This is a genomic window from Oerskovia merdavium, from assembly GCF_014836755.1.
GTDB classification, from domain to species: domain Bacteria; phylum Actinomycetota; class Actinomycetes; order Actinomycetales; family Cellulomonadaceae; genus Oerskovia; species Oerskovia merdavium.
The window spans coordinates 76,006-97,613 of sequence record NZ_JACSQF010000018.1 but is presented as its reverse complement, the minus strand read 5'-3'; the positions used below and the strand labels follow the sequence as shown (position 1 = coordinate 97,613).

Annotated in this window: 20 protein-coding genes and 1 pseudogene; 9 read left to right on the top strand and 12 right to left on the bottom strand. The window is 73.7% G+C overall.

The annotated features are described in order from the left end of the window. A partial coding sequence (locus H9641_RS16055; RefSeq protein WP_191805430.1) for a hypothetical protein occupies window positions 1-236 on the bottom strand: 236 nt, incomplete at its 3' end. 340 nt (window positions 237-576) lie between these two features. Between H9641_RS16055 and H9641_RS16050 the strand changes: the two genes are divergently transcribed. Then, a complete protein-coding gene (locus tag H9641_RS16050; protein ID WP_191805429.1) occupies window positions 577-1,461 on the top strand; it encodes a universal stress protein in 885 nt (294 codons plus the stop codon). A 15-nt stretch (window positions 1,462-1,476) separates the two neighbouring features. Here H9641_RS16050 and H9641_RS16045 read toward each other — a convergent pair whose 3' ends face one another. Beyond that, window positions 1,477-3,297: a glycerophosphoryl diester phosphodiesterase membrane domain-containing protein gene (locus H9641_RS16045; RefSeq protein WP_191805428.1), complete on the bottom strand. Its 1,821-nt coding sequence runs from the start codon at window positions 3,295-3,297 to the stop codon at window positions 1,477-1,479. Between the two features lie 152 nt (window positions 3,298-3,449). Here H9641_RS16045 and H9641_RS16040 point away from each other — a divergent pair, with 152 nt between their 5' ends. Both H9641_RS16040 and H9641_RS16035 read left to right on the top strand, forming a co-directional pair. Next, the gene (locus tag H9641_RS16040; RefSeq protein WP_191805427.1) at window positions 3,450-4,742 is read left to right on the top strand and encodes a hemolysin family protein; all 1,293 of its coding nucleotides are present in this window, start codon (window positions 3,450-3,452) and stop codon (window positions 4,740-4,742) included. Between the two features lie 102 nt (window positions 4,743-4,844). Next, entirely contained in the window at window positions 4,845-5,585 is a 741-nt protein-coding gene (locus H9641_RS16035; protein ID WP_191805426.1) for a GNAT family N-acetyltransferase, read from the top strand. A gap of 29 nt (window positions 5,586-5,614) precedes the next feature. Here the strand turns inward: H9641_RS16035 and H9641_RS16030 are convergent, their stop codons facing one another. Further along, window positions 5,615-5,932, bottom strand: coding sequence for an ArsR/SmtB family transcription factor (locus H9641_RS16030; protein ID WP_191805425.1), 318 nt, complete (start codon window positions 5,930-5,932; stop codon window positions 5,615-5,617). Continuing rightward, window positions 5,929-8,244, bottom strand: a complete 2,316-nt coding sequence (locus H9641_RS16025) for an AMP-binding protein (protein ID WP_191805424.1) — start codon at window positions 8,242-8,244, stop codon at window positions 5,929-5,931. The genes H9641_RS16030 and H9641_RS16025 overlap by 4 nt, the downstream gene beginning before the upstream one ends. Window positions 8,245-8,504: 260 nt before the next feature. Here H9641_RS16025 and H9641_RS16020 point away from each other — a divergent pair, with 260 nt between their 5' ends. Genes H9641_RS16020 through H9641_RS16010 form a run of 3 tightly spaced genes read left to right on the top strand, consistent with a single transcriptional unit; the run spans window position 8,505 to window position 10,998 of the window. Next, window positions 8,505-9,098 (top strand): hypothetical protein, encoded by a 594-nt coding sequence (locus H9641_RS16020; protein WP_191805423.1) that lies wholly within the window; start codon window positions 8,505-8,507, stop codon window positions 9,096-9,098. Beyond that, on the top strand, window positions 9,095-9,769 hold the full coding sequence (locus H9641_RS16015) for a SigE family RNA polymerase sigma factor (RefSeq protein ID WP_225220579.1): 675 nt from the start codon (window positions 9,095-9,097) through the stop codon (window positions 9,767-9,769). Before H9641_RS16020 ends, H9641_RS16015 begins: the two co-directional genes overlap by 4 nt. Then, window positions 9,766-10,998, top strand: a complete 1,233-nt coding sequence (locus H9641_RS16010) for a hypothetical protein (protein ID WP_191805422.1) — start codon at window positions 9,766-9,768, stop codon at window positions 10,996-10,998. The genes H9641_RS16015 and H9641_RS16010 overlap by 4 nt, the downstream gene beginning before the upstream one ends. Before the next feature lies 1 nt (window position 10,999). Here the strand turns inward: H9641_RS16010 and H9641_RS16005 are convergent, their stop codons facing one another. From H9641_RS16005 to H9641_RS15995, 3 genes are all read right to left on the bottom strand, one after another. After that, a complete protein-coding gene (locus H9641_RS16005; protein WP_191805421.1) occupies window positions 11,000-11,860 on the bottom strand; it encodes a 2,3-bisphosphoglycerate-dependent phosphoglycerate mutase in 861 nt (286 codons plus the stop codon). A gap of 25 nt (window positions 11,861-11,885) precedes the next feature. After that, a complete protein-coding gene (locus H9641_RS16000) occupies window positions 11,886-14,852 on the bottom strand; it encodes a helix-turn-helix transcriptional regulator (protein WP_191805420.1) in 2,967 nt (988 codons plus the stop codon). 161 nt (window positions 14,853-15,013) lie between these two features. Further along, window positions 15,014-15,169, bottom strand: coding sequence for a hypothetical protein (locus H9641_RS15995; protein WP_157257399.1), 156 nt, complete (start codon window positions 15,167-15,169; stop codon window positions 15,014-15,016). A gap of 314 nt (window positions 15,170-15,483) precedes the next feature. On the opposite strand from H9641_RS15995, the gene H9641_RS15990 reads away from it, so the two are divergent. Both H9641_RS15990 and H9641_RS15985 read left to right on the top strand, forming a co-directional pair. Then, on the top strand, window positions 15,484-16,173 hold the full coding sequence (locus H9641_RS15990; RefSeq protein ID WP_318244639.1) for a hypothetical protein: 690 nt from the start codon (window positions 15,484-15,486) through the stop codon (window positions 16,171-16,173). Next, window positions 16,170-16,544 (top strand): UBP-type zinc finger domain-containing protein, encoded by a 375-nt coding sequence (locus tag H9641_RS15985; RefSeq protein ID WP_318244638.1) that lies wholly within the window; start codon window positions 16,170-16,172, stop codon window positions 16,542-16,544. Before H9641_RS15990 ends, H9641_RS15985 begins: the two co-directional genes overlap by 4 nt. Window positions 16,545-16,623: 79 nt before the next feature. On the opposite strand, the gene H9641_RS15980 is transcribed toward H9641_RS15985, so the two are convergent. From H9641_RS15980 to H9641_RS15970, 3 genes are all read right to left on the bottom strand, one after another. Further along, window positions 16,624-17,658: an LLM class flavin-dependent oxidoreductase gene (locus tag H9641_RS15980; protein ID WP_191805418.1), complete on the bottom strand. Its 1,035-nt coding sequence runs from the start codon at window positions 17,656-17,658 to the stop codon at window positions 16,624-16,626. 37 nt (window positions 17,659-17,695) lie between these two features. Continuing rightward, a complete protein-coding gene (locus tag H9641_RS15975) occupies window positions 17,696-18,118 on the bottom strand; it encodes a hypothetical protein (RefSeq protein WP_191805417.1) in 423 nt (140 codons plus the stop codon). Window positions 18,119-18,191: 73 nt separating this feature from the next. Continuing rightward, a complete protein-coding gene (locus H9641_RS15970) occupies window positions 18,192-18,776 on the bottom strand; it encodes a sugar O-acetyltransferase (RefSeq protein WP_191805416.1) in 585 nt (194 codons plus the stop codon). Between the two features lie 77 nt (window positions 18,777-18,853). On the opposite strand from H9641_RS15970, the gene H9641_RS15965 reads away from it, so the two are divergent. Continuing rightward, complete coding sequence (locus H9641_RS15965; protein WP_191805415.1) at window positions 18,854-20,005, top strand: serine hydrolase domain-containing protein; 1,152 nt, start codon at window positions 18,854-18,856, stop codon at window positions 20,003-20,005. Here the strand turns inward: H9641_RS15965 and H9641_RS20315 are convergent. Both H9641_RS20315 and H9641_RS20310 read right to left on the bottom strand, forming a co-directional pair. After that, a complete protein-coding gene (locus tag H9641_RS20315; RefSeq protein ID WP_225220578.1) occupies window positions 19,992-20,393 on the bottom strand; it encodes an STAS domain-containing protein in 402 nt (133 codons plus the stop codon). The genes H9641_RS15965 and H9641_RS20315 overlap by 14 nt on opposite strands. Window positions 20,394-20,575: 182 nt before the next feature. Then, window positions 20,576-21,565 (bottom strand): annotated as a pseudogene (locus H9641_RS20310) (SulP family inorganic anion transporter); the annotation flags it as partial. Window positions 21,566-21,608 lie beyond the last annotated feature (43 nt).

Genomic DNA, 21,608 nt, shown 5'->3' with positions numbered 1-21,608 from the left:
ACGCCCGACCCGACGCCGACGCCCGACCCGACGCCGACGCCCGACCCGACGCCGACGCCCGACCCGACGCCGACGCCCGACCCGACGCCGACGCCTACGCCCGACCCCACGCCGACGCCCGACCCCACGCCGACGCCCGACCCCACGCCGACGCCCGACCCCACGCCCGAGGTCGGGACCCCGGCCGTCGTGGCCGAGCCGAGCGCAGAGCGAGCCCAGCCGGTGCGTCCGACCACGGGGACAGTGTCGTCCGCCGACGATTCCCTGGCCGTGACGGGCACCGGAGCGGCCGCCACCGCGGTGGCCGCGCTGGCCACGCTCGGCGCGGGTGCGGGCCTCCTGGGCGCCTCGCGGCGGCGTAGGACGCGCTAGGCGCCGACGGATCACGAGCGGGGCCCGGCACAGGCCGGGCCCCGTCGAGCACGAGAAGGAGAGTGCGTGCGGTGCCCGTCGACGGGCACCCCGGGGGAGGTTGCGGTGTCGCGCCGCCGGCCCGGAGCAGCAGGCCTGCGATGCCAGGAACGAACGAACGAACGACACCCGGCGTGGAGCATCTCGCCGGAGAAGGAGTGAAGGATGGACGTCCAGCCCGTCGTCGTCGGGATCGACGGTTCGAGCACGAGCCGGGACGCCTTGGTCTGGGCGGTGCACGAGGCCCGCCTGCGCGGGGCGCCGCTGCACGTGATCCACGCCTGCCCGCACCCCACCTATGACCCGGTGTTCGCGGGCGGCTTCTGCCTGCCGCCGATCGTTCTCGAGGAGGAGGAGACCGACGTCGCCCTCGACTGTGCGGGTGACCTCGTGCGGGAGACGGCACCCGAGGTCCCGGTCGAGACCTGGGCCTGCCGGGGAACTGCGACCTCGGTGCTCCTGGACCAGGCGCAAGACGGTGCCGGGCTCGTCGTCGTGGGCTCACGGGGCCTCGGCGCGGCCGGCGCACTGTTCCTGGGGTCGGTCAGCGCCCGGGTGGCCGCTCGTTCGACGGTGCCCGTGGTCGTGGTCCCGCCGGGGACGGAGCACACGACCGCCGGGCCGGTCGTCGTCGGGGTCGACGGCACCCCGCACTCGACGGCCGCGGTGCGCGCCGGAGCGCGCGAGGCAGCGGTCCGGGGCGCACCCCTCGAGCTCGTCGCGGCGCACCTCGTCCCGGCGGACCTGCTGGTCAGCCCCCTCACACCACCGGTCGACCTCCGGTCGGCGTACGTGGAGCGCGCCGAGCGCGTCGTCGGGGAGGCGGCCCGGACGGCCCGTGCCCTGGGACCGCACCTGGAGGTGCGCACCCACGTCGTCGAGGGCTTGCCCACCGACGCGATCGCCCAGGTCGCCGGGTCGACGGCGTCGCTCGTCGTGCTCGGCTCGCGGGGCCACGGCCTGCTGACGGGACCGGTCCTGGGCTCGGTCAGCCAGTCGGTGCTGCACCACGCGACCGGGCCCGTCATGGTGGTGCACGCCCAGGACTGATGGCCGTCCCGCCGCTCACCACGACAGGATCCCGTGGACCGCGTCCTCCAGGCGCGAGGACAGCGTGGTGTCGGCGACGACGGCGTCCCGCTCGTGCGCGGCCCTCGTCGGCAGGTCGGTGATGATCCCGTCGACCCCTTCGCGCACGTAGCCGCGCATCGCGGCGGGCTCGTCGACCGTCCAGACGAAGACCTGCTTGCCCGCCGCGTGCGCCTCGGCGAGCAGAGAGGGCGTGAAGGAGGACTCCTCGACCGCGACGAAGTCCGCGGTCGTCGCGGGCAGCCGCCCCAGGTTCACGGGGAGCACGTAGCCCGTCCCGATCTCCGGCGCCAGGGCCTCGACCTGCTCGACGACGCCCTTGTCGAGCGACTGCACGAGGTACGTGCCGGCCACGCCCTTGGCCTGGAGCAGCGCGACGACGTCCTCGACGTACCCGGGGGACTCGTGGCCGTGGGGCTTGATCTCGACGAGGAGCGGGACGCCGAGCTCCTGCGCACGGTCGACGAACGCGTCGAGCGTCGGGACGGTGGCCTCGTGCCCCTGGGCCCGGACCGTCGTCGCGGTGAGCTCGGCGGTCGTCAGGTCGTAGACGTCCCGGTCGGTCCCGGCGAGGCGCGCGAGGTTGGTGTCGTGGACGACGACGATCCCGCCGTCACCCGCCTGCTGCACGTCGATCTCGACGTAGGCAGGGCGGGCCGCGGCGGCGGCCTCGAGCGAGGGGATCGTGTTCTCGACCCCCCGCGACGGGTACCCGCGATGGGCGATCACGCCCGTCTCGCTGCGGTTGCCGATGTCCGTCATGACCGAGGTGTTGTAGACCGACAGGACCGCGAGGGCGACGACGCCCGCGATCCCGACGACGACGCGCACCCATCGCGGTCCGTGCAGCCGGGCCGCGACCGGCTCGGCGGGCGCGGAGTGGATCGCTCCGCCGTCGGGCCCCTCGCCCTGGCGCACACCCAGCGCGACCACCACGACCTGGGCGAGCATCGCCGCGACGAACCCCGTGACGACGAACACCGCGATCTGGACCGCCGCGAGCGAGAAGCCCGCGACGAGCGGCGACGCGTCGGGCATGACGCGGTCCGTGAAGCGCGTCGGTGCGAGACCCACGTTCACGACGCCCACCAGGAACGTCGCCGCGACCGCGAGCACGACGCCGAACAGCACCACGAAGCGCCACGTGTGCCAGCGCGTCAGGCGCCAGCTCGTCGCCATCGAGGCCGCGACCGACGCGTCGCTCGTGACGAACACCGCGAGCGTGAGGACCAGTCGCAGGTTGAGGTAGAGCACCATGGCGAGGAAGCCGTAGTAGAGCCAGGTGCCCGCGTCGGTCTCGAGCAGCGACCCCACGACGAACCGTGGGATGCGGATCCCGCGCACGACCGTCGCCACGACCCCCACGTTCCCGAGCGGCAGGACCACGAAGAAGTAGGGCACGAACAGCAGCACCTGCGGGCTGAGGAGCTTGCGCGCCGCCCCGAGCAGGTCGCGGGCGACCGTGCGGACCGTGACCGGCTCACGGTGCGCGAGCCGGTGGGCGATCACGAGCAGCGCCCCCACCTGGACGAGCACCACGAGGCACGCGAGGGCTCCGATGAGGAGGATCAGCAGGTCGGCCACGGGCGAGCGCAGGACCTCGCCGAGGGTCTGCCGCGTCACGGCCTCGACGCCGGCCTGGTCGAGCGCGAGCTCGAAGAGCCACGCGAGGCCCGGGAAGACGACGAGCACGCTCACGCCCTGGAGCAGCAGGATCGCCTTGAGATACGTGCCGAACGAGGTGCCGAGGTAGGTCAGGGCGGCGCCCAGCGTCGGCCAGGTGCGCGCGGTCCTCACCCCGCGAGCCTAGGTCACGGGAGGCGGGAGACCGGCCGGCGGCCTCCTCGCGCCTCGCCCACGAGGCCGTGAGGAAGGAACTCCACGGAGCCGGGCTTCGTTGTGCAGTACCACGTGCTCATCACCTGCCCACGAGCTGAGAGAGACGGCTGATGGACTCCGGAACCTGGCTCAACGTCGGGCTGGTCCTCGTGTTCGTGCTGGTCGGCGGCGTCTTCGCCGGGACCGAGTTCGCCCTGGTCTCGCTCCGGGACTCGCAGATCAAGCAGCTCGAGCAGCAGGGGGCGCGGGGAGAGCGGGTCGCCGGGGTGGCCCGCGACCCCAACAGGTTCCTCGCCGCGGTCCAGATCGGTGTGACCGTGGCCGGCTTCCTGTCCGCGGCCTACGGTGCGTCGACGCTCGCCCCCGACTTCGTCCCGGCGCTCGAGTCCCTCGGGCTGCCCACCGGGCTCGCCTCGACGGTCTCGCTCGTGGCGTTGACGCTCGTGATCTCCTACCTGTCGCTCGTGCTGGGGGAGCTGGTCCCCAAGCGCATCGCGCTCCAGCGGTCCGCCCAGGTCGCGCTCGTCGTCGGGCCTCCGCTCGACCGGTTCGCGACCGCGATGCGACCGGTCATCTGGTTGCTGTCCCGGTCGACCGACCTGGTGGTGCGGCTGCTGGGCGGCAACCCGACCGCGCGGAGCGAGGAGATGAGCGAGGAGGAGCTGCGCGACCTGGTGATCGCGCACGAGGCGTTGCCCGAGGACGAGCGCAAGATCCTGACCGACGTGTTCTCGGCGGCCGAGCGGTCGGTCGTCGAGACCATGCGGCCGCGCGGGGAGGTCGTCTTCCTGGCCGCCGACCTCCCGCTCGTCGAGGCGGCCGCGGTCGTGCGGACGCAGCCCTACTCGCGCTACCCGGTCACGGGAGAGGACTTCGACGACGTCGTCGGGTTCCTGCACGTCCGCGACCTCCTCGACGCTCACGACGACGCCCCGACGGGCGTGCCGCGGACCGTGCGCGACGTGACACGCACCGTGCTCGAGCTGCCCGGCACGAACCAGCTGCTGCCCTCGCTCTCGCTCATGCGGCGGACCGGGGTCCACCTCGCGATCGTCGTCGACGAGTACGGGGGAACGGACGGGATCGTCACGCTCGAGGACCTGGTCGAGGAGCTCGTCGGGGACATCCGCGACGAGTACGACCTCGCCCACGAGCCCCTGGCCCGGGGGAGCTTCGACGCGGGCCTCACGCTCGAGGCGTTCGCCGACCAGAGCGGCATCCGGCTCGCCGACGGCCCGTACGAGACCGTCGCCGGGTACGTCATCTCCCGCCTGGGTCGGCTGGGGGTGGTCGGAGACGCCGTCGACCTGCCCAGGCACCGGTTGACCGTGAGCGCGGTCGAGGACCGGCGCATCCGTCAGGTCACGGTCACGGCGTTCCCCGAGGGGGCCCCGGAGAATTGACGTGAGCGCGGACCGGGGCGGAGGTACCGTGCGGCCGGGCCGCGGCCCGCGGGCCCGGGCGCGCCCCCCCCCCCCCCCCCCCCGACCCCCGAGGAGCCCGACGTGTTCTCCCAGATCATCACCGACTTCTGGCGTGCTCCGCTCGTGGACGGCGAGGTCCTGCACCAGGACGGGTCGCTCGTCGTGGTCCGTGACGCGGCGCTCCCCGAGGACCGCCGCGTCACGGTGCTGACCACCACCGCCGGGGCCGAGGGGGCGGCGAGCACGATCCTGGTCGCACTGACCCCCGGGGTGGCCGACGCCCTGAGGCTGACCGGGCGCGACGACCTGACCGAGGCCGCAGTCCGGCAGGCGCTGCGCGACGCGCAGATCACGCTGCACGAGGCCGACTGCGTCTTCCACTGGTCCGAGGAGGCTCGGGCCGAGCTGCTCGCCGAGGCCGACGAGCCCGGCGTGCGCCGCCTGACCGCGAAGGACGCCGACGCCTTCGCCGCGTTCGAGGCGAGCGCGTCCGAGCGGGACCTCGACGACGCGTACGTCGAGCTCGACCACTGGGCGGTGTTCGGCGCGTTCGCGGGCGGACGGCTCGTGAGCGCGGCCAGCATGTACCCCTGGGCAGGCTCGCGCCTCGCCGACACGGGCGTCCTGACGCTGCCGGAGCTCCGCGGGCAGGGGCACGCGCGACGCGTGGTGCGGGCGATCAGCCGGTTCGCGTACTCCCAGGGGCACGAGCCCCAGTACCGCTGCCAGGTCGGCAACACGGCGTCCCGGGCGCTCGCGGTCCGGGCCGGTCTCACGCAGCTCGGGACGTGGGAGGTCGTCTCGCCGGACCCGGCCGGCTGAGGGCCGGGCCGGGCCGGGTGAGACCGGACCTAGGGCGCTTCGGCGATCCTGCGGATCGTGTCGAGGCGCCGCTCCCACGTGGCGCCGATCGCGTCGAGGGCGCGGGCCGTCTCGGTGAGACGTGACCCGACGGCCCGGTAGCGGACCTCCCGCCCGACCCGTACGGGCTCGACGAGCCCGGCCTCGGCGAGGACCGCGAGGTGCTTGGCGATCGCCTGCCGGGTGATGGGCAGGCGGGACGCCAGGGCGGAGGCCGAGAGGTCTGCCGCCCCCAGCTCCTGGAGCAGGCGCCAGCGGGTGTCGTCGGCGAGCGCGGCGAACACGGGGGCGAGGGTCGGGGTCGTCATGCCGTCCGGCCGTCGGGGACGGGACGGTCGGAGCCCTCGAGGAACGCGACGAGCTCGTCGAGCTCGCCCGTCCACCCGGACCGGTTGCTCTCCATGGCGTGGGCAGACCCCTCGCCGAGGTGGTCGAACCCGGACTCGACGACGCTGAGCAGCGTCCCCGGCCCGTCGGGGGCGAGCGTGAACCGGACCTGGGTCGAGTTGTCGTCGCGCAGGGGCGCGCCGGGCTGGTTGGTCCACGTGAAGGCGAACGTGACGGGCTCGTCGTACTCGTCGATGCGGACGGCGAACTCGCCGTACCCGTCGAAGCCGAACACTCCTTCGCCGCCGACGCGCAGGTCCGGCAGCGAGGCCTTCTGGCCGAACCACCGGGCGATGAGGTCGTCACGGGTGAGTGCCGCCCAGACCTGGTCGGGGGTCGCACGGACGAGGACGGTGCGGGTGACCTGGAACTTCTCGGAGTCGATGACAGCCTGCTGGTCGATGGACGTCATGGTCGTTCCTCTCGAGGGGATCATGTGCAACTTCAGAGTTGCACATGACGGGGCCCGGTGCAACCCTCTGGTTGCAGATGGAGGCCGAGCGTCGCGAGCCCCGGTCCCGAGGACGACGCGGCGCAGCACCTTGCCGATCTGCGAGCGCGGCAGGTCCGGCACGACGAACAGGTGCTTGGGCAGCGCGTAACGTGCCAGCTTCTGCTCGCCCCAGGCGCGCACGGCGGCGAGGTCGACCGGCAGGCCGCTCGCGGTCGTCTCCGACTCGTCGAGCACGATCGCGGCCGCGACGCGCTCGTCCGATCCCTCGCCCGGCAGGCCCACGACCGCGACGTCCCGGATGCCGGGCATGAGGCGCAGGTGGTCCTCGACCTGGGACGGGTAGATCTTGAACCCGCCCGTGATGATCATCTCCTTGATGCGGTCGACGAGCGTGACCACGCCGTCCGCGTCCACGGTCACGACGTCGCCCGTGCGGAGCCAGCCGCCCTCGAGCAGCTGGTGGGCCGTCTCCTCGGGGCGGTTCCAGTAGCCCTGGAAGACCTGCGGCCCGTGGATGAGCAGCTCGCCGCGCACCGTGCCGTGCTCGTCGGGGACGACGTCCTGCGTGGGGTCGTCCTGGTCCACGACACGGATGTCGGTGCTCGGGAAGGGCAGCCCCAGGGTGCCGGGACGCCGGTCGGACGAGACGGGGTTGCCGAGCGCCACGGGCGACGTCTCGGTCATGCCGTAGCCCTCGATGAGCAGACCGCCGGTCGCCTCCTCCCAGGTGCGTGCCGTCGTCGGGCTGATGGGCATGGCCCCCGCGAACGCGAGCCGGATCGAGTGCAGGTCCACGGGCTTGCCCGCCGCGCGGGCCTTCGCGGCTGCGGCCGCGACGCGGTCGAACATGGGGGCGACGCCCGGGAGGAACGTCGCGGGGCGGCGCTTCTGCGCGGCCAGGACCGAGTCGGCGTCGAACTTGGGGAAGGCGACGAGCGTCGCGCCGATCCGCGCCGGGAGCGTCAGGCAGAACATGAGACCGAACGCGTGGAAGAACGGCAGGACGCCGTAGACGGTCTCCTCGCCCTCGCGGAACGAGGCCCACGCCTGACCCTGCACGGTGTTCGCGACGAGGTTCCGGTGCGTGAGGACCGCGCCCTTGGGCGTGCCCGTGGTGCCGCCGGTGTACTGGAGGAGGGCGACGTCGTCGGCCGTGGGCTGCGGGGTGGACGGGTCGAGCGGGCCGGCCGCGGCGACCAGACGGTGCCAGTCCTGGACACCAGGCGACGCCGGGCCGCGCAGCGCGGCCTTCTGGGTACGCGCCGCCTCGACGGGCAGGTGCAGCGCGAGGCGCTTGACGAAGGGAAGATCACGGGCGACGTCGACCGACACGACCGTGCGGAGCCCGGTGTGCGGCTGCGCGGCCAGGACCGCGGGGACGGCCTTCTGCCACACGAGCGCGACCGTGGCGCCCGAGTCCGCGAGCTGGTGGGCCAGCTCGTCGGACGAGTAGGTGGGGTTGTGCTCGACGACCGTCGCGCCCAGGCGCAGCGCGGCGTAGAACGCGACGAGGTGCGACGTGCAGTTCGGCATGACGAGCGCGACACGGTCTCCTGGGCCGACGCCCAGGGTGGACAGGGCGCTCGCTGCGCGGTCCACCTTCTGGGCGAGGCGCGCGTAGGTGATCGTGGCGCCGAAGAAGTCGACCGCCACCCGGTCCGGCCAGCGTGCAGCGGCTCGGGCGAGCGCCGCGGTCACGGGCTCGTCGGGGACGTCGACGGTTGCGGGAACCCCTGGGGAGTACCGACTCAGCCAGGGCTGCTTTGCCAAGGTGTTCACTACTACACCGTAACTTACGGATGCGTAGGTTATGTGTACGGGCCGTGGGAAGTGCCTCGGCGGAACCTGTGAGTCCCCGGGAAGAAACCGGTGCCCAACCAGGGGAACCTTCAGGGGAGGCGCTGCGTGTTCTGTTCGTGAGGACAACGTACCGACCCCCGCCGAGCAGGTCCGGCGCACGGGTCGCAGGGGGCAGCAGCACGTCGTCCGGACCCGCGACCGCGAGGTCTCGAGCCGTCAGGGGGCGGCTGCGGGACCTCGTGGACAGCGGGCCGGCGGGGTCGGTCGGGGTCGTGGTCGGCAGCGTCGGGGCCTCGCTCCTCGCGGTCGGCCTGGCCTGGTCCTCACCTCAACCGATGGTCGGCATGGTCCTGCTCTCGGTCGCGCTGCCCGTGTGCGCCATCATCGTCCGGTGGTCGATCGTGCCGCGCCACGTCACGGTACGTGGCGCCCGCGTCGTGACGACCGACGACGACAGGGGGTGGCTGGTCGTGCGCAGGCCCCTGGGCACGGTCGTGCTGGACGGGTCGCGCTTCGGCGCGCTCGACGCCCAGCGGGTGCTCGCGGACCGGGTCGTGGCCGCGCACGTGTCGGGCCGCGCCGGACGGGTCGAGATCCTGAGGCTCCTCGACCGCGTCGTGGCACTGGACCGCCTGGAGCACGGGACCCCGGCGGCCGGGGCGCGCGGCAGGTCAGGTCTGACCCCCGAGCAGCGGGCGCTCCTGACCCGGCACGTGCGGGACGCCCTGGCGCGGGACGTCGAGCTGCTCGAGTCCCGGTCCGCAGGTCTTCCCGGCGGGGGCGCGTACCCGGTGCGCACCGCGCCTGCGGGGGCCGCAGGAGCAGTGCCATGACGGCGGTCCTGCCGCTCGTGGGCGGCGGCGGCACGGCCGACGGTCCACGACGAGCGCCCGACGGCGACGCACCGGAGCCGCTCGACCCGGACTTCGACGGTGGCCACGCCACGCAGGACGTGGTGCTGCACGCGACCCGGAACGCCGAGTTCACGGTGTTCATGGAACAGGCCGTGGGCCCGCTGCACCGCATGGCGTACCTGCTGTGCGGAGACCAGCACCGTGCCGAGGAGCTCACGCAGCAGACGTTCGAACGCACCTACCGGGCATGGTCCAGGGCTCGCGACGGAGACCCGCTCGTCTACGCGCGTCGCATCCTCGCGAACCTGCGGGTCGACACCTGGCGCCGGACCCGGCGCGAGGTGCTGTCCGGGCCCGAGGACCTCCAGGGGCACGTCGAGGAGCTCGCGGTCGCCCCGAGAGGGGCCGGCCCGGTGAGAACGGCTCCCGCCGGCGTGGACGACCGGGACCTCGTCGTCCGAGCCCTGCTCCAGCTCCCGCTCAAGCAGCGCCGCGTCGTGGTCATGCGGCACCTGCTCGACCTCTCGGAGACCGAGGTCTCGACCGAGCTCGGCCTGCCGGTCGGCACCGTGAAGTCGACCGCATCCCGGGCCCTGGCCCGCCTCCGCACGATCCTCGACGACTCGCCCGGAAAGGGTGGCACCTCATGAACGTCCCGACCGACGACTTCTTCGACCGGCTGCACGCCGCGGCGGACGCGGTCCCCCCGTCCACGCTCGACCTGCCCGTGGTCCTGGTCGCGAGCCGGCGCAAGGCCACGGCCCGCCGGGCCCTGACCGGTGTCGCAGCCTTCACGGCGGTCGCCGTGGTGGGTGTCGGGGTCGCGGCCGGCGTCCCGGGCGAGGTCGCGCACGAGCTGGCCCCCGCCGCAGGCTACGAGACGCTGAGCACCGAGGTGGTGCACCAGGAGGTGGCGCCCGGGATCACGGCCGTGGCCGAGGCCGCGACCTACGAGCTCCCGGACGGGACCGTCGTGCTCGACACGGGGATCGAGACCGGCGCGCACGGGGACCGGTTCCTGGTCGTCTCGACGGTCGACTTCTCGGCCGGTGGTCCCTTCGAGGACGCGAACGTCGTGGTCGACCCGGGGACCGGGGAGATCCACGATGCCGCGGCCGGAGAGGACGCCGACCCGTCGCAGGACCCCAAGGATCCTGCCTACATCCAGCAGATGGCCGACCTCGGCTACGCACCACGGGAGACGCAGCGCTTCCAGGTGGTCGCCGGGGACGAGGCCGAGCTCCGACGGCTCCGAGCAGGCGCCGAACCGACGACGGTGCTCGTGCCGGTCCTCTCTTCCGCTGCGGTCGTCGACACCGAGGAGGGCCAGTTCGTCTTCGGTGCCACGACGAACGAGTACTTCAACGACGAGCCCAGCACGTTCCTCTCGTCCAGGGAACTCATCACGCAGGCAGACGGGACGACCGGCACGTTGCTGCTCGTCCCCACGCTGACGATCCCCGAGCGGGCGCAGGCACCCTTCGCTCTCGCGCTGACGAACGAGACCTCGTTCGCACCCCAGGCGACGGCCTCGATCGGGGACGGCCTCCAGGCGACGACGGCCTGCACGGAGCTGGCCGACGGGTGCGCGGTGTCCTACGACGCGCAGAGCCGGGTCGCGATCCGGAGCCAGGAGCAGGATCCCCGGTGGGCCGGGGTCTTCACGGCCGCCGCGCACGAGGACGTCGCCGTCCTGGACTCGGCCGGCAATCAGATCCTGTTCCGGTGCCGCGGGGGCGACGACGGCACCGAGGCATCCTTCCGGGAGGGCCTCACGGCCGACCAGGAGGACCGCATCATCACCAGCACCACCGACCTGACGTTCTGCAAGGTCGAGAGGAGCACCACGGGCGACGGCTCCCTGCGCGTGGGGTCGTGACTCACGTCCCGCCGCGCTGCTCCAGGTCTGCCAGGGCCGCCTCGGCGCGGTCTGCGTCGAGGTAGCGGCCGCCGCGGTGCACGGGGACGAGGTGGGCACCGGCCGCCTGAGCGTCTGGCTGCGCACCCGGGCGGGACTTCCCGCCCGGGTGCGCTCCGCCGTCGGGCGTCTGGCGCGTGAAGCGGTGGACGAGCGGGATCCCCGTGGGGATGTTGAGCACCTGGACCTCGGAGGCCGTGAGGCGGTCGACGAGCATCACGAACGCCCGCAACGAGTTGCCGTGGCCCACGACCAGCAGGTTCTCGCCGCTGTCCAGCGACTCCTGGACCGCCTCCCACAAGGGTTCGAGCCGGTGGACCACGTCGGCGAGCGACTCGGTGTCGCGGCGCATGCCCGAGCGGGCGGCGTCGGGCAGACGGCCGAACGTGTCGGCGACGCGGGCTGCGGCCTCGCTGCCCTCCTCGACGGGCGGGGGACGGTGGTCGAACGACCGGCGGTACTCCCAGTAGGCCGTCTCGCCGTACTCGGCCCGGACGGACTCGCGCAGGTCGTCGGTGAACGCGCCGTAGTGCCGTTCGACCAGGCGCCACTCGGGCACGAGCGGCGGCGGGCCCGGCAGGGCCGCGGCCACGATCGCCGCGGTCGCCGAGGCGCGCACGAGCGGGGAGGTGAGGACGCGGTGCGGCACGAGCGACGGGTCGTGCGCGCACGCTGCCGCGAGCTGGGCGCCCGCGAGCTCGGCCTCGTGGACGCCGCGGTCCGAGAGGTCGACGTCGAGCAGCCCCGTGAACCGGTTCTCGGCGTTGTAGACGCTCTCGCCGTGGCGCAGCAGGACGAGGGTTCCGGGTGCTGGGGCGCTCATGGCGTCCAGCGAACCACACCCGCGGTCAGACCTCGATCAGCCCTCGCTGGTGCGCGATCGAGACGGCCTCGGTGCGCCCCGACGCCCCGAGCTTGGCGAGCACGTTCGAGACGTGGACGCTCACGGTCTTGCCGCTGATGAACAGGCGCTCGCCGATCTGCCGGTTGGTGAGGCCCTGGGCGACGAGCAGCAGGACCTCCTCCTCTCGGTCGGTCAGGACGGTCACGGCTCCACGACGCAGCCCCGGCAGGTCCAGGCGCCCGCGGCGGGCCAGGTCGCGCAGGGCGCTCGTGAGCGGGGCCGCGCCCATGTCCTCGGCCTCCTCAAGCGCTTGGCCGGCCTGCGTCGCGGCCCCCTCGCGGTCGCCCACGCCGAGCAGCGCCTGCGCCCAGCGCCAGCGGGACCGGGTGGCCTCGTAGCGGTAGCCGTAGTCGAATGCGCTGGTCGCCTCGGCCCAGAGCGCCGGGTCGTCGGTCCCCGTGAGCCGGCTGTGCTCGGCCCGGGCCCGCACGAGCCAGGCGACGCCCTCGGGGCCCAGCCGGCCACCTCGCGGCCGGCCGCGCAGTGCGGTGGTCTCTGCCTCCGCGAGCAGAGCGTCGCCGTGCGACTGCAGGTCAGCCGTGCCGGCCCCGCCGAGACGGCGCGCCTCGGCGGTGTCCGCCAGCGCGGCCAGGGCGAGGGCCGAGATCCAGATCCGGCCCAGGAAGTAGTCGCTCCAGGTGCGCCCCAGGTAGACGATGAGCTCCTGCGCGAGCGTCAGGGCCTCGTCGCGGTGCGCCGACCAGACGAGCGCGTCGATCATGCAGCCGCCCGCGATGAGCGCGATCTGCCCGTCGCGCTGCCACTCGGGGCGCAGCGCGCGGGCCCGGTCGATCACGTCCTCGTCGCCGCGGGCGACGGCCGCGTAGAGCTGGACCGCCGAGAGCGCGGCGACCGCGCTGGGCGGCGGAGGCTCGGGCGACGAGGGCGGTGGGCGCAGGTCGCCCGTCGCGTACCGGACGAGCTCGCCGAACAGGCGCAGCTCGACCCCGTACCCGTTCCAGCCGAGGCCTGCCGCGACCGCGTGCTCGAGGCCCGTGTGCGCCTCGACGAGGGCCTGGTCGAGGTCCCCCGAGTAGTAGCGGTTGGCCGCGATGTTGTACCAGCACCGCATCTCGGTCAGCAGGTCGCCCGCGGCCTGTGCACGCTCGCGGGCCGTCGCGAGGAGCGAGGCAGCGCGGTCCGCGTCGTCGACCTCGAGGACCGCGAGCGTCGTGAGCGCGTCCGCCTCGACGTCGGGGGCGTCGATCGCCCGGGCGACCGCGATGGCCTCCTCGGCCGTCTCCTGCGCGACGACGTCCATGTCGGCCCGGTCCAGGTTCATCGCGGCGCGGGCGCGCGTGGCGAGGGTCCAGGCCCGGTCGCGCGACGGGGGCTCGGTCGGCAGGACCTCGAGCGCGGCGGCCGTGTGCTCGATGACCTCCTCGACGCGCTCGATCCCGAGCAGGTGCAGCGAGAGCACGTGACGCAGCGAGGCCTGGCGCAACGGGTCGCCCGCGGTCGACTCGACGACCTTGCGGGCGATCGCGACGGCCCGGTCGGGCTCGCCCGCACGGCTCGCCGCGGCCGCCGTCGCGACGGCCACGTCGACACGGTCCTCGCCCAGCAGCTCCGCGGCGTCGGGGACGGCGTCCCACAGACGCAGCACCTGCTCGAGGTGCCGCAGCTCCTCGGCGGGGGCCAGGACGCGCGCCGCGCGGCGGGCGGCCTCGCGCGAGGCGACCAGCGCGGTCGTGGTCTCGTGCGCCGAGAGGGCGTGGTGGGCCCGCTGCGCGGGCGATCCCAGCGACGGGTCCTCGGTCAGGGCCGAGAGATAGGCACGGTGCAGCGCGGCGAGCTCTCCGGGCAGGAGGTCGGCCGAGATGGCCTCGGCCAGCAGGGCGTGGCGGAAGGCGATGCGGCCCGACTCGATCGTCAGCACGTGGTGGGCCACGGCCTCGCGGAGCGTCGCGTCGAACGCCTGGTCGCAGGCCGCCCGCGTGGCGGGAGCGCCCGGGGCGCGCAGCCCGCCCAGCGAGAACACGCCCAGGTCCTGCCCGACCACGGCGCGCAGCAGCGGCTCGGCCACCACACGTCCCGACAGCGACGCGATGCGGGCGAGCTGCTGGACGTCGGGCTCGAGCTGTTCGAGGCGCGCGTGCAGGACGTCGGCGAGCGACCAGGGCAGGGCGTCGGCCTGGGGGCCCGCCTCGACGAGCTCCTCGGCGAAGTAGGCGTTGCCCTCCGACCGGTTCATGACCCGCTCGAAGTCGTGCTTGGGCAGTGCCCGGCCCGCGACCGCGGTCGTGAACTGCTTGAGCTCGACGGGCGTGAACGGGGCCAGGTCGAGGTGCTCGACGCGCGGGTGTCGGCGCAGCTCGGCGAGCACGGGGCGCAGGGGATGACGGCGATGGAGGTCGTCGGCGCGGTAGCTCGCGACCACGAGCAGGTGCTCGGCGCGCAGCCGCGCGACGAGGAAGCGCAGGACGTCGCGCGTCGACGGGTCGGCCCAGTGCAGGTCCTCGATCACGAGCACGAGGGGCGCCCCAGCGCGCCCGGGGGCTGTGATCGCGGCGGTGATGGCCTCGAAGAGCTGGAGGCGCCCGGCCTGGTCCTCGCCGTTGCCCTCGAGGGCCGAGGGGCCGGCGTCGAGGAGCCGGCCCAGCGCGGGGCGACCGTCGATGGTCCGGTCGACGACCTCGTCGGCCGCGCGGAGCTCGGACAGCGCCTCGGTGAACGGCAGGTAGGGGAGCCCGACGTCGCCCAGGTCCACGCAGTGGCTCACGACCACGGTCGCCCCGGCCTCGCGCGCGAGCTCGGCAGCCCGGACGAGGAGGCGTGACTTGCCGACCCCGGCGTCGGCTCCGAGCAGGATCGCGCCCGGGTCCCCGGCGGCAGCACGGCGCACCGCTGCGGCGATCACGTCGAGCTGGTGCTGTCTTGCGACGAAATGAGCCTGGGAGGGGCGCGGCATACCGCCCATCCTTGCAGTGGCCACAGACGGCTGCCACGAAGTTTCCTGATACTCCGCACCCGGTGTGACCAAGTCCTCCTCCGGACCGTCCGCGAACGGTGTGCTGGGTGGTGCCGAGGGCGGTCGTCGTCCCCGGCTCACCCGCCCGGAGGAGGGCTCCGTCATCCGCCCTGACCCGTGGTGCTCGCGTGCTGACTGCCGACGTGGCTGCGGAGCCACCGCAGGAGGACGTTCTCCCCGGGCGAGAAGTCCGCACGGACCAGCTGCTGGTGGTAGCGGAAGTCCGTCTCCAGAGACGGGCCGTTGAACTCGTTCATGATGCTCCCCGTTCCGGCGGACCTGGTGCCCGCCTGACCCTCACTCTGGTGCTGAGGCGAGCGGTGGCGTATCGGTCGACCGGGCAGGTTCTGGGCGCGCACCACCTCAGGCCCGACGGCGCATCTCACCTGAGGTGGTCTGAGGTGCCTTAGGAGGGTTCGGGACGATGTGCCCGGACCCCGTGGGGGGCGAGCCGAGCCGCCCGACGGGCGCGCCGCCGTCGGGCCGTCCGCGAGGAGGTTCCCACCCGTTGCCAACTCCGGGAGGCGGTCGCAGACTGGAATGGACCGGACCCCTTGATGGAGGTGCCCTCGTGACATCGACGTACGACGTGCTACCGATGCTAGGACGCGGCAAGCACCGCAACCCGAAGAAGGGCGCGTGCTTCATGGAGCTCGCGTCGTACCTGGCCGGCGAACGCTGGAGCGACCATCCCCAGTGCACGCACCCGCTCGTCGCGATGCTCGCGCGAGCGGTCAACGACCTCACGAGCGACACGGCCCGGCCCCGCCTGGCCCTGCTCATCCCGGACGTGATCGGGCTGCGCAGCGACGACCCGCGCTGGAGCGTGTGGATCGCCCTGCGTGCCGCGCAGACCGCGCTGCCCGTCGCCCCGAGCGACCGTCAGGACGTCCTCGCGGTCGCGATCATCGCGGGCGAGCGCATGCTCGACCAGCTCGAGGACCGTGAGCCGGGTACCCGGACGCAGGCCTCGGTCGACGCGCTGGCCATGGTGCCCCGCACCGCGGCGTGGGCCGAGTCGTTCTGCAAGGGGTCGCGCCTGAGGCCCGCACGGTTCGCCCGTGACGCTGCGCCGAGCATCGTGGCGGCAGCGGTCCAGGGCCTCGCCGAGGCAGGTTCCCGGGACGCCGACGACGCGCTCTACGACCTGCTCTCCACGACGATCGAGGCCGCACGCGGATGGGCGGCCGCCGAGCCCGCCGAGCCGCTCGATCCCAAGGACTGGGAGCCGATCGTCCGGAGCGTCGGGGCGCAGGTGTGACGGCGGCCGAGAGCGCCGGACCACCCAGCCTCGAGGAGTCCCTCGACCTGACCGTGCCGCCGAGCGGCCCGGGCTGCGTGGAGTGCGAGCAGGCGGCCGGCTGGTGGGTGCACCTGCGCCGGTGCGCCGAGTGCGGCCACGTCGGGTGCTGCGACACGTCCCCGTCGCAGCACGCGACCGCGCACTTCGCCCAGACCGGGCACCGGCTCATGCGCAGCTACGAGCCGGGCGAGGACTGGTACTGGGACTACGTGACCGCGCAGGCGTTCGACGGGCCCGAGCCGGCGCCCCCGCTCGCGCACCCCGAGGACCAGACGACACCGGGGCCCGCGAGCCGCGTGCCCGCGAACTGGCGAGACCTGATCCATTGAGCGGTGAGCATGCCGGCTGGACCGGCTCCGCCGAGAAGTGAGCTGATGCCCCTGATCCGCGCGGATCAGGGGCATCAACTCACTTCTCGGCGCAGGGGCTCGCGGAAGACGCTAAGTCCTGGACCACCCGCGCCAGCGCGTCGAGCGCCGCGAACGGGTCGTCGGGCCGGTCCGGGTCGGGGCTCGTGGGAACGACCACCACGCTGCTGACCCCGTTCGCCTCGAGCGCGGACAGCCGCGCCCGGACGACGTCGGGGGGCCCGACGATCGCGAGCTGGTCGATCCACTCGTCGGGCAGCGCCCGGGAGAACTCCTGCGGGGTCGGCGTCGAGTCGCGCAGCTCCCGGAACGCGGCCGCGAACGGGAGCGGGTCGATCTGCGCGGTCCAGTCCGCGGCGCCGAACGTGGCCAGTGCGGGCCGGACGATCTCGCGGGCCGCTGCGACGTCGTCGTGCACCACGGCGAGGCTGAACGCGACGAGCGTGTGCTCGGGCGGGGCGCTCGTGCCCGCCGCGGCCTGGCCTCGTCCGACCGCCGCGCGGACCGTCGCCAGGTACTCGGGGGTCACGGGCATGTCGAGGATCGTGCCGTCTGCGACGCGGCCCGCGACCTCCAACGACCGAGGTCCGCGCACCCCGTTGAGGACGGGCGGGGCTAACGCCGGAGGGCTGTACAACGCAACATCATCGAGTTGTACGTAGCGTCCGTCGACGCTGAGACGCTCGCCGTGCAGGAGGGCACGGACCGCGCCCGTGGTCTCCTCGAGCAGGGTCAGCGGGCTCTTGGGCCACACGCCGATCTGCCGCATCCACTCGGGCATCCCGTGACCGATCCCCAGCAGCAGCCTCCCGGGGTGGAGCTCGGCGAGCGTCCCTGCCTCGAGCGCGGTCATGGCCGGGCTGCGGACGGCAGCCGGCAGGATCCCGATACCCACGCGGATCGACTGCGTCCGGGCCAGGATCGTCGCGGCCTGTGCGATCCCGCCCCGGAAGAAGCAGTCCTCGACCACCCAGATCTCGTCGAGGCCGATCTCCTCGGCACGCAGGGCGAACGGGAGCAGGTCGGCGATCGGCAGGTCGCGCGGGACGATCACGCCGAGGCGGGGACGGGGCATCGTGGTTCTCCTTCGAACGGTCGGGCTTCTGGGGATGTCAGGGGGCGACGAGCCATGCGGGGGAATCGTCGCACCCCGCCGGGGCCACGGCATCGGTCAGCCCACCCGGCCCGATCTCCCCGCCACCGAGCGAGATCGGGTCGCCGTCGACGTACCGCTCGCCGTTCCAGACCAGGGCGTCGTCCTCCCAGGCGGTGTCGGTCACGGGAAAGTAGGGAAGGTACCGTCCCGACTCCTCCGGGCCATCGACGTAGAGGCATCCGTCGTCGATCCTCACGACGCCCGTGAGCAGCGCGTCCAGGCCCTCGGTCCCGACGTTGCGGTAGACCGCTGCAGGCCCCAGCGGCTCGGTGGGCGTCGGCGCCGCGTCCGTGCCGGGGACGACCCCGCACGCCGAGCCGAGCCCACCGACTGCGGCGGCGGCGGCGGTGGCGAGGGCAGCGACGAGGCGGGGGCGCACGGCCCCACCCTAGGGTGGCGGGCCCAGCGCTCGCACCGGAAGGGCCGATGAGGCCCTGGGCGCGGGCACTCCGTCAGTCGAGCGAAGCGTCGAAGCCGGTGGTGCGCAGGATCCTCGCGGGAACCCCCGCGACGATCGTGTCGGCTGGGACGTCCTTCGTCACGACCGCCCCGGCGCCGACGATCGCACCGTCACCGATCGTCACGCCGGGGACCACCGTGACCGCGGCGCCGAGCCAGACCTTGCGCCCGATCCTGATGGGCGACGGCATCATGTCCGCCCGGCGGGCGGGGTCGACGGCATGGTTCAGGGTCGTCAGGGTGCACCCGTGCCCGATGAGGGTCCCGTCGCCGATCGTGATGCCCCCGGTGTCCTGGAAGCGGCAGCCGCTGTTGAGGAACACGTCCTTGCCCAGGGTCAGGTTCTTGCCGAACTCGCAGTAGAACGGCGGGAAGACCGTGACCGACTCGTCGACGACGACCCCCGTCAGCCGGGAGAGCAGCGCGCGCACCTCGTCCGGAGTGCGGTACCCGGAGTTGAGGTCGGCGACGACCTGCAGCGCCTCCTGGGCCGCCCCGTGCATGAAGGCGTGCTGCTCGGACCCGCCCTCGATGAGCTCGCCGCGGTTCACGTGGTCCAGAAAGTCCTCGAGGTCCATCCTTCGATCCTGCCACGCCCCGAACGAGCAGGAATTGCCCTGGCCCGCCCCTGCCCGGCGGGCCTACCGTCGAGGGCATGACCACTACCCCCGCGGCCTTCTCCGCGCTCGACGACCACCTCCGGCAAGCCGCCGCGCGGGACGAGCTCTCGGGCGTCGTGCTCGTGTCCCAGGACGGCGGGACCCTCTTCGAGGGGGCCTACGGCGTGGCCTCGCGGCGCTGGGGTGTCCCCGTCAAGGCCTCGACGCGCTTCGACGTCGCCTCGGTGACCAAGCTCTTCACGTCGGTCGCGGTCCTCCAGCAGGTCGCCGCGGGGACTCTCGACCTGGACACCTCGATCCACGACCACGTCGACCTCGACGGCACCCGGATCCCGCGTGAGGTCACGTTGCGGCACCTGCTCTCGCACACCTCGGGCATCGCGGACGACGCCGACGAGGAGGCGGGAGAGTCCTACGAGGCACTGTGGGTCGACAAGCCGAGCTACTCGGTCACGCAGACCGCGGACTTCCTGCCGCAGTTCGTCCACAAGACCCCGATGTTCCCCGTGGGCGAGGGGTGCCGCTACTGCAACGTGGGCTACGTCCTGGCGGGCCTGGCCCTCGAGCACGCCACGGGCCTCACCTACCGCGACTACGTCCGCGAGCACGTCTTCGCGCGCGCGGGCATGACGTCGTCGGGCTTCTTCGACATGCGCGACGCGGTCCCGGACGTCGCGGAGGGCTGGGAGCCCGTCCGCGATCCCGCGCCCGACGACGGCGCGCCCGACGACGGTGCCCACGCCGGGGAGCGCGACGCACCCCCGATCGTGGGCTGGCGGCAGAACATCTACAGCTACCCGCCCATCGGCTCGCCCGACGGCGGCGCGCACGTCACCGCGGCCGATCTCGTCCGCTTCCTCGACGCCGTCCGCGCGGGCGAGCTCCTGCCACCCGACCTGACTCAGGCGTTCGTGACCCCGCAAGCCCTGCACCACGAGATAGAGGGTGCCGGGCCGGGGCAGACGGCGGCCGTGCACTTCGCGTTCGGCCTCGAGATCGAGGTGACGGCGGACGGGACGGTCCGGTCGTTCTCCAAGGACGGGATCAACACGGGGTCGAGCGCGATCGTGCGGCACTACCCCGGGCGAGACGGCGAGCCCGGCGTGACGCTGGTGGTCGTGTCCAACAGCGAGGACGGCGCCTGGGACCCGATCAGGCGCCTCGACGCGCTGATCACCGGGGCGTAGCCGGCAGGGTCTGGACCGCGTCGACCGCCGCGTCGACGCTCGGCAGGAGCCGCCCGTCGGCCACGAGCGCGGCGAACCAGGGCGAAGCCATGGCGCGGTCGGCCGTCGCGCGGGGGACCCGTGCGAGCAGGAGCGTGCAGCCGATCCCGGCGAGCTGCCGGTCGAGGTCCCCGAGACCGTCGAGCACGGTCGAGGTGACGCCGCGCTGGGCGCCGGACTCCAGCACGACGGCGCGCGGCGTCGGGCTGCTGGCACGGGCCAGGGCGAGAACGCGCTCGACCGTGGGCCGGGTGTTCGCGGTGTAGAGCCCCGCGTCGAGGTGCAGGACCAGGACGCCCGGCGCGATGCCCGACTCGAGCGCCGCCTCGCGCGCGACCTCGCGGGCCACGGCAGCGTCCTCCTCGGAGTCGTCCCCCGCGGCCGGTCGAGCTCGCGCAGCACGAGCAGCAGCGTGAGGCCGACGCCGACGCCGACCGCGGGCAGCAGCCCCGCGACGAGCCCGATCCCCGTCGTGACCACCGCGACCGCGAACTCGACCCTGTTGATCCGCCACAGGACCACGAAGTCCCCGACCTTGATGAGGCTCACGGTCGCGACGACGACCATCGCGCCGAGCGTCGCCTGCGGCAGGTCGTCGAGCACAGGGGCCAGGAACAGCGCGACCAGGACGGCGAGGGCCGCGGTCACGAGCCCCGCGGCCTGGGTGCGCGCCCCCGCGCGCAGGCTGACCGCGGTCTGCGAGAACCCGCCCGCGGGCGGCATGGCCCGGAAGAACGCCCCGACGACCGCCGCGACGCCGTTGGCCAGGAGCTCCTGGTCGGGCGAGATCTGCGGCTCGTCGGGCCGGCGCACCCCGCGGCCCACCGCGACGGTCTCGAGGAACGCCATGATCGCGATCGCGCTCGCCCCCGCGAGCATCGGGCCGACGAGCGACAGGTCCGGCAGGACGGGCAGCGGCAGTCCCGGCGGGACGGGTTCGATGACCGCGACGCCGTGGTCCGTGAGCCCCGCGAAGGCCACGAGCAGGATGCCCGCGGCCACCACGACCAGCGGCGCCGGCACCCTCGGAGCGAGGCGGCCGAGCAGCACGAGGACCGCGATGCTCCCGACCGAGAGCACGACCGTCGCGGGCACGGCCTGGTCGAGCCGGCCGAGCGCGGACCCCACGACACGGAAGAAGCCGGTCGCGTCGGGGTCGGCGGGCACCCCGAGCAGGTGCGGGAGCTGGGCCGCAGCGACTGTCGCGCCCACTCCGGTCTTGATCCCCACGAGCGTGGCCTGCGAGATGTTCTCGACGAGCGACCCGAGGCGCAGGACCCGGGTGAGCAGCAGCAGGGCGCCGACGAGGAGCGTGAGCGTGGACACCGCGCGAGCCGGGTCCTCGGCACCGGCCGCGACCCCTGCCGCGAGCAGCGTCGAGGCCGACAGTGTCGCGATCGTCGACGTCGTGCTCATGCTCAGGGCTCGCGACCCGCCGAGCAGCGCGTACACGACGAGCGGGACCATGCACGTGTACAGGCCGAAGCTCACGGGCAGGTCCGCGATGGTCGCGTAGGCCATGGCCTGCGGCACGACCACGGCCCCGGCCGAGAGCCCGCCGACG